This is a genomic window from Streptomyces sp. NPDC001514, from assembly GCF_053597075.1.
This window is the reverse complement of record NZ_JBSFHO010000019.1, coordinates 96497-109555: the sequence shown is the minus strand read 5'-3', so window position 1 is coordinate 109555 and position 13059 is coordinate 96497. Positions and strand designations below refer to the sequence as shown.

At 70.2% G+C, this 13059-nt stretch carries 12 protein-coding genes; 5 read left to right on the top strand and 7 right to left on the bottom strand.

Features of this window, described 5'->3' with window-relative positions:
- Positions 1-31: 31 nt before the first annotated feature.
- Together ACWCXB_RS21130 and ACWCXB_RS21125 are read right to left on the bottom strand one after the other, a co-directional pair.
- Positions 32-349 carry a hypothetical protein gene (locus tag ACWCXB_RS21130; protein WP_450724986.1) on the bottom strand — a complete coding sequence of 106 codons (318 nt, stop codon included), beginning with the start codon at positions 347-349 and terminating at the stop codon, positions 32-34.
- A gap of 122 nt (positions 350-471) precedes the next feature.
- Positions 472-2904, bottom strand: coding sequence for an immune inhibitor A domain-containing protein (locus ACWCXB_RS21125; RefSeq protein ID WP_450724985.1), 2433 nt, complete (start codon positions 2902-2904; stop codon positions 472-474).
- A 408-nt stretch (positions 2905-3312) separates the two neighbouring features.
- On the opposite strand from ACWCXB_RS21125, the gene ACWCXB_RS21120 reads away from it, so the two are divergent.
- Positions 3313-3642 (top strand): hypothetical protein, encoded by a 330-nt coding sequence (locus tag ACWCXB_RS21120; protein ID WP_450724984.1) that lies wholly within the window; start codon positions 3313-3315, stop codon positions 3640-3642.
- 42 nt (positions 3643-3684) lie between these two features.
- Here ACWCXB_RS21120 and ACWCXB_RS21115 read toward each other — a convergent pair whose 3' ends face one another.
- Both ACWCXB_RS21115 and ACWCXB_RS21110 read right to left on the bottom strand, forming a co-directional pair.
- Positions 3685-4425, bottom strand: coding sequence for an RDD family protein (locus tag ACWCXB_RS21115; protein ID WP_450724983.1), 741 nt, complete (start codon positions 4423-4425; stop codon positions 3685-3687).
- 112 nt (positions 4426-4537) lie between these two features.
- Positions 4538-6013, bottom strand: coding sequence for an RDD family protein (locus ACWCXB_RS21110; RefSeq protein WP_450724982.1), 1476 nt, complete (start codon positions 6011-6013; stop codon positions 4538-4540).
- Positions 6014-6269: 256 nt separating this feature from the next.
- Between ACWCXB_RS21110 and ACWCXB_RS21105 the strand changes: the two genes are divergently transcribed.
- Complete coding sequence (locus tag ACWCXB_RS21105) at positions 6270-6746, top strand: SsgA family sporulation/cell division regulator (RefSeq protein WP_450724981.1); 477 nt, start codon at positions 6270-6272, stop codon at positions 6744-6746.
- 18 nt (positions 6747-6764) lie between these two features.
- On the opposite strand, the gene ACWCXB_RS21100 is transcribed toward ACWCXB_RS21105, so the two are convergent.
- Together ACWCXB_RS21100 and ACWCXB_RS21095 are read right to left on the bottom strand one after the other, a co-directional pair.
- The gene (locus ACWCXB_RS21100) at positions 6765-7145 is read right to left on the bottom strand and encodes a VOC family protein (protein ID WP_450724980.1); all 381 of its coding nucleotides are present in this window, start codon (positions 7143-7145) and stop codon (positions 6765-6767) included.
- 222 nt (positions 7146-7367) lie between these two features.
- Positions 7368-8747, bottom strand: a complete 1380-nt coding sequence (locus tag ACWCXB_RS21095) for an FAD-binding oxidoreductase (protein WP_450724979.1) — start codon at positions 8745-8747, stop codon at positions 7368-7370.
- 108 nt (positions 8748-8855) lie between these two features.
- Between ACWCXB_RS21095 and ACWCXB_RS21090 the strand changes: the two genes are divergently transcribed.
- Positions 8856-10508, top strand: coding sequence for a tetratricopeptide repeat protein (locus ACWCXB_RS21090; RefSeq protein WP_450724978.1), 1653 nt, complete (start codon positions 8856-8858; stop codon positions 10506-10508).
- A gap of 78 nt (positions 10509-10586) precedes the next feature.
- On the opposite strand, the gene hppD is transcribed toward ACWCXB_RS21090, so the two are convergent.
- A complete protein-coding gene (gene hppD / locus ACWCXB_RS21085) occupies positions 10587-11732 on the bottom strand; it encodes a 4-hydroxyphenylpyruvate dioxygenase (protein WP_450724977.1) in 1146 nt (381 codons plus the stop codon).
- 122 nt (positions 11733-11854) lie between these two features.
- On the opposite strand from hppD, the gene ACWCXB_RS21080 reads away from it, so the two are divergent.
- Positions 11855-12334 carry an Lrp/AsnC family transcriptional regulator gene (locus ACWCXB_RS21080; protein ID WP_450724976.1) on the top strand — a complete coding sequence of 160 codons (480 nt, stop codon included), beginning with the start codon at positions 11855-11857 and terminating at the stop codon, positions 12332-12334.
- A gap of 114 nt (positions 12335-12448) precedes the next feature.
- Positions 12449-13054: an ArsR/SmtB family transcription factor gene (locus tag ACWCXB_RS21075; RefSeq protein ID WP_450724975.1), complete on the top strand. Its 606-nt coding sequence runs from the start codon at positions 12449-12451 to the stop codon at positions 13052-13054.
- The last annotated feature ends 5 nt before the right edge of the window (positions 13055-13059 follow it).

Here is a 13059-nt window from a genome sequence, read left to right as displayed (position 1 = left end):
GAGCCCCCGAGCCCCCGAGCCCCCGGAGGGCCTACGCCCCGCCCGCGGGGTGGAGCAGCGCCCGTATCGGGTGCCAGAGCTCCTGGGTCGAGAGGCCCTCGTGGGTGCGCCACACCAGGCCGTCAGGGTGGTGCAGCACCGCCGTGATCTCGTCCGGCGTCGGCGGCTCCGCGTTGCCGCGCAGGTACACCGCCCGCAACCCCAGATTCCGCAGCCGCGTCAGCGCCCGCGCACGGTTCGCCGCGTGCACCAGGACGCGCACCGTACTGCCGTCGCCGACCGGACTCGGCAGGCCTATCGCGACCACGACACTGCCGCCTGGCAGCTTGCAGAAACCTCCGCCGGGCATGCCGCATCACTCCCCCGTGAGCTCGCTGTCAATAAGAACTTCGTCAGACGCACCTAAACACGATCGGCCGCCGCCCGCTAGAGGGCGACGGCCGATCACGCTCTGACCTGCGACGATGTCGACTACTTCGTCGAGGGACCAACCTTCACGGTGATCGTCTGCCCGTTCTTCGGCTCGTTGACGATCGCTATCCGAGTGTTGGTGTCAGTTACCTTGACACCGGCGGTCGGGTTCTCCTCGTACCAGTAGACGCCCTTGCGGTCGTCGAAGACCGGGATGCCCTTGTGCGCACCGATCCGCAGCGGCTCGTCCGCCTTGTGGAGGGTGAAGGCGTCCGTCGTGTAGCGGCTGAAGGCCGAGTCGTAGGCCTGGATCCGGTTGCGGAGCAGCGTGCCGTCCGCCCACTTCATCGGCTTGGCGTTGGCGTCGACCGGCAGGATCAGGCCCTGGCCCGGGTGCTTGCTGGTGTTGTTGTCCTTCTGGGAGGTGTCCCAGAGCCAGACCAGCAGGCCGTTCTGGTACGGGTAGTGCTCGACCCAGCCGTCCTTCGGCGCCTTGAAGCCGAAGTTGTACGGGCCGACCTTCAGCGTCGCGTCGTACGAGACGTACTGCCGGTTCTCGGCGAGGTAGTACTGCTCGTACTCCTTGGTGAAGGACTCGCCGATGCGGGAGAAGCCCTTGGCGGTCCAGCCGTTGTCGTCGCCCTCGGCGTTGTCCGAGAACAGCGGGGCGCCGTCGGCGGTGACGGTGATCGCGTCGGCCGCGAAGCCCTTGCCGCCCGCGCCGCCGTCCGTCTGGTAGCGGAAGCGGACGTCGACCTTCTTGCCGGCGTACGCGTCCAGGGCGTACGCGAGCTTCTTGTACGCGCCCGACTCACCGGTCAGCGCCGGGGCGCCGCTCGCGTCGCGGGTGATGGCCGCGCCGTCGGCGGTGCCGTCGACGGCGGTCCAGTTGGCGCCGCCGTCGGTCGACACCTCGGCGTACAGGTAGTCGTAGTCGGCCTCGATGTCCCACCAGCCCGAAAGCTCCAGGGACGCCTTGGACTTGCCGGTGAGATCGACCGTGCGGGTGAGGGTGTTCTTGAGGTCGTCACCCATGTCGCTCCACCACTGCTTGGAGCCCTCGGCGGGCTTCACGACGGTGGTGGTGACGGCCTTCTTCGGCAGCTCGACAACGAGGGCCTGCGGGTTCTTGGTGTTGTACTCCGCCACACCCAGCTTGTGGGTGGACTTCGTCGCCGCCTTGGCCTTGCTGTAGTTGAGCCAGCCGAGCTGCAGCTTGTCCCAGGCGGTCATGTCGCCGGGGAGGTCGCCGATGGACTCCTTGCCGGTGCCCAGCCAGGAGCCGGACGACATCAGGGACCAGTAGCCGGTGGAGTTCTCGCCCTTGCCCGAGGTGTCGTACAGGTCGGGCAGGCCCAGGTCGTGACCGTACTCGTGGGCGAAGACGCCGAGTCCGCCGTTCTCGGGCTGCATGGTGTAGTCGCCGACCCAGATGCCGGTGTTGCCGATCTGGGTGCCGCCGGACTTGTTGCCCGCCGGGCCGGTCTTGCCGGCGTCGGTGCCGTACGCGTACCAGCGGTGGGCCCACAGGGCGTCGCCGCCCTGGACGCCGCCGCCCGCCGACTCGTCCTCGCCCGCGTGGACGATCTGGAAGTGGTCGATGTAGCCGTCGGCCTCGTTGAAGTTGCCGTCGGCGTCGAAGTCGTAGCGGTCCCACTGGTCGTACTGGGCCAGGTCCGCCTTGATCTGGGCGTCGGTCCTGCCCTTGGCCTTCTGGTCGGCGGCCCAGGCGTTGACGCCGTCCTTCACCGCGTCCCAGACGTTGGCGCAGTTCTTGTCACCGCAGTAGTTGGAGCCGTAGCGGGCCTCGTTGTACTCGACCTTGACCCAGTCGGAGACCGTGCCGTCGACCGAGTAGCGGCCGGACGAGGTGCGCTCGTAGTAGGTCTTCAGCGAGTGCTTGGGGCTGCCGTCCTTGTTCTTGCCCTTGCCGAAGTACAGGTCCTGGAAGTGCGCCTGGTTGAAGTCCTTCTGCCAGGCGGTCGAGTTGTCGACCTTGCGGTCGGGCTCGGCGATCACGTTGTGGAGCGGGCCGGGCGTGCCGCCGTACTTCTTGACGGGCGGCTGCGGGCCGTCGCCGTCCGGGTCGACCATGGTGGTGTCGTCGACCTTGTTGCCGAACTCCACGAGGATCGTGAAGATCTTGTCGGTCTTCTCGCGGCCGAGCTCGACGTACTTCTTGTCGTCGAGCTTCACGACGGTGGACGCGCCGCGCTTCTGCACGGTCGCGTCCCCGGATATGACCTGCTCCAGCGCCGCCTGGCGCTGCTGCTCCTGCTGCTTGCTGAACGGGCCCTCGAGATCGTGGTCGACATGGCCCTGGTCGTGGGCCTTGTCGTTGCCCGCACCCGGCGCCGGGTCATGGCGCTCGATGCCGGCCGTCGTGCTGTGGTTGTCCGCCTGGGCCATGGTGTAGGCCGAGGCCGTCGCACCGGTGGCGGCGAGCACCACGAACACCGCGGACGTTCTGATCGCCCGTCGTCTGCTGGTCACTTGAAAGTGTCCTCCCCCGCGCCCGCGTCACCGCGGAACCAAGGATGTGGGGTGGATCCGCGCGCGGCTGCGCGTCACAAGTGACGACATTCGACCGGAGTTAAGGAAGAAAAGACAGACCTTGACTTGCGCAGGCCAACTGCACTATGCGGGAGCGCAGTTCTGGAATCCGGACGGGGGGACGCGCACACGCAAGGGAAAACCCTATTGCCCCACGCACACCGCAGCAGGCGCATCGAACCGTCCAGTCCGCGGAACGGGTGACTCCATGCGCCCCCCATGCACCGGTACCGTGGGTTAGGTCACGCTTACTACCGGTTCCTCTCGGGCATCCACCGTCGTAGAGTCGCTGACAGTGCGACCCGTTGCGACACCACCGAAATGATGCTTCGAGGGACGGATACCGTCATGCCGCGTCCTACTGCCGCACAGCTCGCCTACGGTTCGGCCACTGTCGTCGTCTCGACCGTCGCCATGCTTCTGCTCTCCCGCACCACCACGGGCATCGGCGTCGCCGTGATCGGGATCGCCGCGCTCGCGCTGGGACTGCTGGTCGCCGTGACCGTGCCGCTGCCGGCCAGGGCAAAGGCGAAGGCGGCGCACACGGTCCCTGCGAACCATGCCGCCGCCGTCCGCGAGGAGGCTCCGGCCGCCGCGGCAACCACGGTCGCCGTGGATCCCGCCACCCGGGTGCACGTCGCCCACGCGCGCACGGGGGCCGAGTCGCGGGTGGGCTAGGCCCTGTCCGGCCGATCTTGCCGGGCTCGCGTGCCCTGGCACTCACTGCACCGTTGACACCACCACCGTCTTGGCGGCCTTGTCGTGCAGCCCCTGCTTGTAGGGCTTGTCCACCAGGATCATGATCGCCAGGATCAGCGGCCAGACGCAGGGGCAGCAGATCAGCTGCGGCAGCCAGAGCACCACGGCCCGCACGAGCGACGAGCTCGTGTCGGGAGTGCTCCCGTCGTTGAGCATCGCGACACGCATCTTCATCAGCTTCATGCCGAGGGTCTGGCCGCTCTGCCGGACCATCAGGGTGTCGTAGCCGACGAACGCCACGATCGAGATGAGCTGGAACACCCACTGCCCGCCGGTGTTCGAACTGGCGACGAAGTCGTCGAAGTCCTCCGCCGACTCCCCGATACCGCGGTAGATCCCGAACGGGATGCCGATGAGCGCGAGCGGAATGGTGACGATCAGCCAGTCGACGAAGCGCTGGAAGTAGCGCTTGGCCGGGTCGGCGAGCGGGGGCATTCCGTGGAGCGGATCGGTGCCGCCGTAGGGGTCGCCCCCATAGGCGCCGGGGTCGTACGGCGGCGGGGGTGCGCCGCCGTCCCCGCCGTAGGGAGGGCCGTACGGGGATCCGCCGCCCGGAGGCGGAGGCGCGCCGTACGGAGAGCCCGCGCCCGGCGGAGGCCCACCGGGGGGCGGGGTGGGCTCCTGCGGTTGCTGCGGCTCCTGCGGCTTCTTGCGGAACGGGTCTTCCTCGGGCGGCTGGCCGGGCGGCTGGTCGTTGCTCATGGGGGCAGTGCACCCCGCCCGGCCAGGCCCCGCAACGGCTCACGTGCCGTTCGGGGGACTCTCGGGGCCAGAGGGCTGACAGGGCGTCAGCAGGTCCGGACGGTCCGGCCGGTCAGCCGGCCACGAACGTGTGCGCCACCTTGTCGTGCCAGCACTGCCGCCACGGGCGGTCGAACAGACACCACAGCACATTGACCACGCCGATGAGCAGCACACCCAGCACGCCGTGCACCAGCCAGCGACGCACCGCGGCCCCGAACGCCGGGGGCTCGTGCGACTCGATGTCGCGCACCTCGAGACCCAGCAGCTTCTTGCCGAGCGTGCGGCCCCACTTGGCGGTCGGCAGCGCCTCGTACAGCACGCCGAGCAGGAGCAGCACGGCGAGCGCGATGCCGAACTGGATGGTCGTCGTCCCGTCAAGCAGCCAGACGGTGACCGTCTCGCCCGACATCTTCGCCGCCTCGATCTTACCGTCGATGTGTGTCAGTGCCTTGGAGACGAACGGGAAGGAGACGGCCCCGGCGACCGCACCCAGCACGACGGTGTCGATCAGCCGGGCCACGAGCCGCTTGCCGAGCGCGGCGGGCCTGGACGCGGCCTGGGCCTGGGCGGCCTGCAGGAACGGATCGTTGACCGGCGGCTTCCACGGCACGACCGGCTGCTGCTCGGGGGCCTGCGCCTGTGCGAGCTGATGCACCTGCTGCGCCCACGACGCGGCGCCGCCCCCGGCCCCGGCGCTCACCGGCGCCTGCTGCTGGGCGGCGGCCTGCTGCTGAGCGGGCACCTGGGGCTGCGCCTGCGCAGCCGGCTGCTGGGGCTGCTGCTGGGGCTGCTGCGGCTGAGGTTGCTGCGGCTGCTGCCAGGACTGCGGCTGAGGCTGCGGCTGAGGCTGAGGCGCGAGCGAACGCATCGTCATCGTGCCCTCGGCGGGCGCGCTGTCGGCCTTCGGGCGCTGAGCACGGATGGTGACGGTGCCGTCGGTGACCGGCTTCGGCTCGTCGGCGCCCACACTCCGCACCCCGGGCAGCGCACCGCCGGTGGGGTCCGCCGGGGTGGTCCCGCCGGAAGCGGACCGTGGGTCGTCGGCCGACGGGCCGGCCGCACGGTCGAACCGGACGCCGGAGGAGCCGCCCGAACGCGGGTCCGCGCCGGAGGCGGCGCGGGGGTCCGGGCGCCCGAGCGCGTCACCGGTACGCGGGTCCCGGGACGTCGCGCCCCACGAGACACGGTTGTCGCGGTCGCCGCCGAAGCCCGACTGGTGAGAGGTGTCCGCGTGCCATGCCGAGGCGGGCTCGGGGCGGGCGGCGTCCGAGGGCTCCGGCTCCTCGTCCAGGAAGACGGGGCCGGTCTCCTCCACCGAGGGCACGGACGGAGCCGCGGGCGTCACCGGCGCGGCCGACGCCGTGGACGCTGCCGACGCGGCGGCCGGCGGCGTCGGCAGCGACTCGCCGTCCCTGGGCGCAGGCCTGCTCGTACCCGGCACCCACGCCGTGCCGTTCCAGTACCGGACATATCCGGGGATGGACGGATCTGGATAGAAGCCGGCCGCGGGGCTGCCGTCGCCGGTCGCCGGGGTTGGGGCGCTCATCACCGTGGTCCCGTATCTCCTGGAGGGCCTGGGGGGCATCGATTCAAGGGTCCACATCTATCAGACCGCCGCTCCGCCCTGGGCCGGTCCGGCCGTAAGCACCACTTTCCGGTATCGCTGTGCCCCACCACTGCAACCGTTTCCGAAGTCACTGAGAAGTTGTTGGCGGAAGTCGCGTAATAGTCGGCGGGGAAGGCGCTCTCTCCCTGCGTGGCCCGCTCCCGGGCCTCGTACCAGGAAAGGAAGTCGCACTCTCATGCACACCGTGGTGGAACGCGAGCTGGAACTCAAGCTGGTGCTGTCGCCGGAGAGCAGCATCACCGTACCGGCCCGTCTGACCTACCGCACGGCCGATCCGTACGCCGTGCACATCACCTTTCACATCGGCTCCGAGCACCCCGTGAACTGGACCTTCGCCCGTGAGCTGCTGGTCGAGGGGATCTTCCGGCCGTGCGGGCACGGGGACGTCCGCATCTGGCCGACCAAGGTCGAGGGGTGCAGCGTCATCCTCGTCGCACTGACCTCGCCGGACGGGGACGCCCTGCTGGAGGCGTCGGCGGCGCAGGTCTCCGCGTGGCTGGAGCGGACGCTGCGCGCGGTGCCCCCGGGGACCGAGTCGGAGCAGCTCAGGATCGACGAGGCGCTGGCCGAGCTGCTGGCGCCCACCCCGGCGGACGATCTGTATCTGCGGGACCCATGGCCGTCGGACGAGTCGAAGGACGGTGAGGCGTAGGCCGCCCGGCCCCGGGGGTCAGACGTAGGTATGGGTGATGAACTCGATGGAATGGCCGTCGGGGTCGTCGACGTACACCCCGCGGCCACCGAAGTGGTGATTGATCTGCTGCGGCTCGGCGTGCATCGGGTCGGCCCAGTAGGGCAGCTCACGCTCCTTGATCCGGCCGAGGATCTCGTCGAACTCCTCGTCGGAGACGAGGAACGCCAGATGCTGCGAGACGATCTCGGACTCCACCCGCTCGTCGAGGTAGTCGAGGGTGACTCCGTTGGCGAGCGGGACGCTGGCGAAGGGCCCGAACGGTTTCGGCTCCGGGGCGTCGATCAGCTCGGTGAGGAAGCGGGCGGCGGCGAACCGGTCGCGGCAGTGGACGATGGTGTGGTCAAGACGTGCGGGCACGGCTCCTCCTTCGTCACCGGATGTCGGTACCTCCGCGCTGGGCGTCGGCACCTCCACGCTGGGCGTCTGTACCTCCACGCTGGGCGTCTGTACCTCTGCACTGGGCGTGGGTGCCTGCTGGGCGTCGGCACTTCCACGCTAGGCGGGAGCCGTGCAGCGGGCCATCGGGCATGGGGCCTAGGGCTGTGGCCCCATGGACGCCGATGTGGTCTCCCGGAGGGCTCAGAAGATCTTGCCGGGATTGAGGATGCCGAGCGGGTCGAAGGTCTGCTTGATCCCGCGCTGCAGCTCGACGCCGACCGGACCGAGTTCGCGGGCGAGCCACTCTTTCTTCAGTACGCCCACGCCGTGTTCACCGGTGATCGTGCCGCCGAGTTCCAGGCCGAGGGCCATGATCTCGTCGAACGACTCACGCGCGCGCCGTGACTCGTCGGGGTCGGTGTGGTCGAAGCACACGACGGGGTGGGTGTTGCCGTCGCCCGCGTGGGCGCAGACGCCGATGGTGAGGTCGTACTTCTCCGCGATCGCCGCCGTGCCGTCGAGCATCGCGGCGAGCTGGGAACGGGGCACGCACACATCGTCGATCATCGTCGCGGACTTGACGGTCTCCAGCGCGGTGAGCGACATCCTGCGGGCCTGGAGCAGCAACTCGGACTCGGCGGCGTCCTCGGCGGGGACGACCTGGGTGGCTCCGGCGGCGGTGCACAGCTCACCGACGGCGGCCAGATCGGGGGCCGGGTCGGGGGTGTCGAAGGCGGCGAGCAGCAGCGCCTCGGTGGTGTCGGGGAGGCCCATCTGCGCCATCCTGTTGACGGCGTGGATGGTCGTACGGTCCATGAGTTCGAGGAGCGACGGAGTGTGGCCGCGCTCCATGATCGCGCAGACGGCGTCGCAGGCGGCGGCCGCCGAGGGGAACTCGGCGGCGAGGACGAGCTGCTGGGGCGGCTGGGGCTTGAGTGCGAGGACCGCTTTGACAACGATGCCGAGGCTGCCCTCGGAGCCCACGAAGAGCCGCGTGAGGTCGTACCCGGCGACGCCCTTGGCGGTGCGCCTGCCGGTGCTGAGGAGGCGGCCGTCGGCGAGGACGACGTCGAGGCCCAGGACGTACTCGGCGGTGACTCCGTACTTGACGCAGCACAGTCCGCCGGACGCGGTGCCGATGTTGCCGCCGATGGTGCACATCTCCCAGCTGGAGGGGTCCGGCGGGTAGTAGAGCCCGTGCTCGCCGACCGCGCGGCTGAGGGTGGCGTTGATGACGCCGGGCTCGACGACGGCGATCCGGTCGACGGGACTGATCTCCAGGATGCGGTCCATCTTGACGAGCGAGAGGACGATGCAGCCGTCGGAGGCGTTGGCGGCGCCTGACAGTCCGGTGCGGGCGCCCTGCGGGACGACCGGGACGCGCAGCGCGGTCGCGGTGCGCATGACGTGCTGGACCTGCTCGACGGTGCGGGGCAGTACGACGACGGCGGGAGTGCCCGCGTCGCAGAAGCTCGCCATGTCGTTCGCGTACGAGGCCGTGATGTCCGGGTCGATGATCAGGGCTTCGTCCGGAAGGCCTGTACGCAGCTCCGGAACGAGCCGGGAGAGGAGATCGTCCATGATCCCAGCCTGGCACCGGGGGCCATCGGTGTGAACCCGTCTGCGATCCCGTTCGCTGCACCGGGTGTGCTCTTCGTATCAGGTGGCCGGTACCGCACAGTGTTCGCCATGAAGACGCGATACGCACCGAACATCAGGAATGCCGCGATCGGCACGCTGGTCGCCGGTGGCCTGGTCGCCGGCTTTCTGGTCTTCGGCCCCGGGAAGGGCGGGCCGCCGCCCGCGTCGGGACCAGCGGCCCGGGCGATGCTCGCCGTGGGCGCCGGGGCTCCGGCGTCACTGAACGACCTGTCGGCGCTGATCGTGGACCGGGAGAGGTGGCTGCGGTCGCGCCCGGGCGACGAGGCGTCGTGGGCGGTGCTCGGCTCGGCGTACGTGGAGCTGGGGTCGCTGGTCGGCGAGTGGTCGTACTACCCGAGGGCGGAGTCGGCGCTGAAACGTTCGCTCTCGGTGCTGCCGGCCGCAAAGGGCAACACGGACGCGCAGCTCGGGATGGCGGCGCTGGCGAACGCGCGCCGGGACTACGTGGCGGCGAAGCGGTGGGGCGAGAGGGTGCGGGCGCGGGCACCGAAGCGGTGGACCGCGTACCCGGTGCTGATCGACGCGTACAACGGTCTCGGCGACTACAAGTCCGCCGCGAAGGCCGCCGAGAGGCTCCAGGCCCTGCACCCGGGCGCCGCGTCGACCCTCGGACGGACGGCGCTGGTGCACGCCGGCCACGGCCGGCCGGAGGACGCGGCGGCGACGGCGTACGAGGCCCTGACCCACGCGAGGACCCGGGCGGAGCGGGCGGCGGCCCGGTTCCGGCTGGGCGAGCTGGCGTGGAACCGGGGCGAGCCCGCGGAGGCCGTCGGGCACTACGACATGGCCCTGCGGATCGATGCCGGACACCATCCGTCGCTGGCGGGGCGGGGACGGGCGCTGGCGGCGCTGGGGCGCAAGGACGAGGCGATGCGGGACTACATGGCGGCCGTGGAGAAGCGGCCGCTGCCGGAGTACGCGCTGGAGGCCGGCGAGCTGTACGAGTCGCTGGGTCTGGACGGGGACGCCCGTACGCAGTACAGGGTGGTGCGCACCCGGGCGGCGGGGGCGCGGGGGCACGGGGTGAACGTGGAGCTGGTGCTCGGGCGGTACGAGGCGGACCACGGGAACGCGCGCTCCGCGGTGCGCCGGCTGACGAAGGAGTGGGAGCGCGGCCGTCGGAGCCTGGAGATGGCGGACGCGCTCGGGTGGGCGCTGTACCGGGCGGGGCGGGCGGATGAGGGGCTGAGATACGCGAAGCAGGCGACGGAACCGAACACGCGGAACGCGCTTTTCTCGTACCACCGCGGCGAGATCGAACGCGCGGAGGGCCTGCACGGCCCGGCCCGGCGCCATCTGACCGAGGCGCTGCGGATCAACCCGAACTTCTCCCCGCTCCTGGTGCCGCGCGCCAAGTCCGCGCTCGCCAAGCTGGGTGAGCCCCCGGCGGGTGGGCCGGAGGACGTCTGGGGCGAGGCCGGGCCGCCGGACCCGTCGCGGACCGAATCGGAGTCGGAGTCGGAGTCCGACTCGGAGTCCGAGTCCGAGTCGGATGCGAGCAGTGAAGACAGGGCCGACGACGAGGACGCCCAGCCGACGACGGGCCCGTCGGAATCGGAGCGACCGAGGTCAGGCAGGCCGGGGCCGGACCGATCGGCGTCGGGCCGGCCGGAATCGGGTCCGTCCGGGCCGAGCCCGTCGCAGTCGGTCCGGTCGGACCCGAGCCCGTCGGGCGAATGAGCAACGGGCGGGGGCAGGCTCGCCGCCCGCCCCCGCCCGGTTTCCGCGCTACAGCTTCCCGCGCTACGGGTTGGCGCGTTACAGGTTGCCGCGCTTGGCCTGCTCGCGCTCGATCGCCTCGAACAGGGCCTTGAAGTTGCCCTTGCCGAAGCCCATCGAGCCGTGGCGCTCGATGAGTTCGAAGAAGACCGTCGGGCGGTCCTGCACCGGCTTGGTGAAGATCTGCAGCAGGTAGCCGTCCTCGTCGCGGTCGGCGAGGATCTTCAGCTCGCGCAGGGTCTCGATCGGCACGCGGGTGTCGCCCACCCACTCGCCGAGGGTGTCGTAGTACGAGTCGGGCGTGTCCAGGAACTGGACGCCGGCCGCGCGCATCGTGCGGACCGTCGCCACGATGTCGTTCGTGGCGAGCGCGATGTGCTGCACGCCGGCCCCGCCGTAGAACTCCAGGTACTCGTCGATCTGCGACTTCTTCTTCGCGATCGCGGGCTCGTTGATCGGGAACTTCACCTTGAGCGTCCCGTCGGCGACGACCTTCGACATCAGCGCCGAGTACTCGGTGGCGATGTCGTCGCCCACGAACTCCTTCATGTTCGTGAAGCCCATGACCTTGTTGTAGAAGGCCACCCACTCGTTCATCTTGCCGAGTTCGACGTTGCCGACGCAGTGGTCGATGGCCTGGAAGGTCCGCTTCGCCGGCGGCTCGACGATCGGGTCGGCGGCAGCGAAGCCGGGCAGGTACGGGCCGTCGTAACCGGACCGGTCGACGAGGGTGTGGCGCGTGCTGCCGTACGTCGCGATCGCCGCGAGCACCACGGTCCCGTGCTCGTCCTTGACCTCGTACGGCTCCTCGATCCCACGTGCCCCGTGCTCGACGGCGTACGCGTACGCCGCCCGCGCGTCCGGCACCTCGATAGCGAGGTCGATGACGCCGTCGCCGTGCTCGGCGACGTGGTCGGCGAGGAAGCGGCCCCAGTCCGTGGCCGGCTTGATGACGGAGGTGAGCACGAAGCGCGCGGCGCCGTTCGTCAGGACGTACGACGCGGTCTCGCGGCTGCCGGTCTCCGGTCCGGAGTACGCGACGAGCTTCATGCCGAAGGCCGTGGAGTAGTAGTGCGCGGCCTGCTTGGCGTTGCCGACGGCGAAGACGACCGCGTCCATTCCCTTCACCGGGAAGGGGTCGGCCTGCCGGGCGGAGTGAGGGGTGTGATCCAGGGTCTCAGTCATGGCGGCAGACTCCCTCCGATCCACAAGCTGCGCAATAGTTTGTGTATCGCCTGGGCAACCTGCTCAGTCGCTGCCCGATTTGTTCGGGCGATCTGTACAGGATGACCACCAGGAGGCCGCTCGTGGCGATCGATCATCTGGACGGCCGGCTCATCGTGCTCCTCGCGCGCGAGCCGCGCATCGGCGTACTGGAGGCGTCGCGCCGTCTCGGCGTGGCGCGCGGCACGGTCCAGGCGCGGCTCGACCGGCTCCAGTCGGCCGGGGTCATCCGCGGATTCGGGCCGGACGTCGACCCGGCGGCGCTCGGGTACCCGGTCACGGCGTTCGCGACGCTGGAGATCAAACAGGGCCAGGGTGCGGACGTACGGGCCCATTTGGCGACGGTGCCCGAGGTGCTGGAGCTGCACACGACCACGGGACACGGCGACATGCTGTGCCGGCTCGTCGCCCGGTCGAACGCGGACCTGCAGCGGGTGATCGACCGGGTCGTCGGCTTCGAGGGGATCGTGCGGGCGTCGACGGCGATCGTGATGGAGAACCCGGTACCGCTGCGGATCATCCCGCTGGTGGAGCAGGCGGCGGAGGACGCCTCCGGGGGCTGACGCCCCCACACCCGTTCGGCGCGGCACGGCGCGAGGCATGCAGAGAGACCGCTGCAAAGAGAGTCTTGCAAAGAAATACTTGCAACACCTTCTTTGCAGCTCTAGGCTTGAGCCATGCCCGAGCACGAGAAGTCCCCGGCGGCGCCCCCGTCCTCGCCCCCGTCCCCGTCCCGCACGCTTGACCCGCGCTCCCTGCGCGGGCTCGCCCATCCCCTGCGGATGCAGCTGCTGAGGGCCCTGCGCCAGTACGGCCCAGCCACCGCCTCCCAGCTCGCCGACCGGCTCGGCGAGTCGAGCGGCGCCACCAGTTACCACCTGCGCCAGCTCGCCGCGCACGGCTTCGTGGAGGACGACCCGGAGCGCGGGAAGGGCCGGGAGCGCTGGTGGAAGGCCGCCCAGCAGAGCCTGTTCTTCGACGAATCGCTGTACGGCGACCCCGATCCGGAGACGCGAGGAGCTGTGAACGTCTACATGCACGAGGTCGCCACGATCCATGCCCAGGAGCTCTCCACCTGGCTGGGCACGATGCGCGACTGGTCCGACGCGTGGCCGAAGAGCGCGGACATGAGCGACTTCACGCTCCGCCTCTCCCCCGTCCAGCTGCGGGAGTTGAACGAGAAGGCCCACGCGCTCATCGAGAGCTACCGAGAGGTCGAGCCCGGCGAGGGCTCGGAGAAGGTCCGGATCCATCTGCACGCGTTCCCCCAGCAAACCGACTGAAGGGA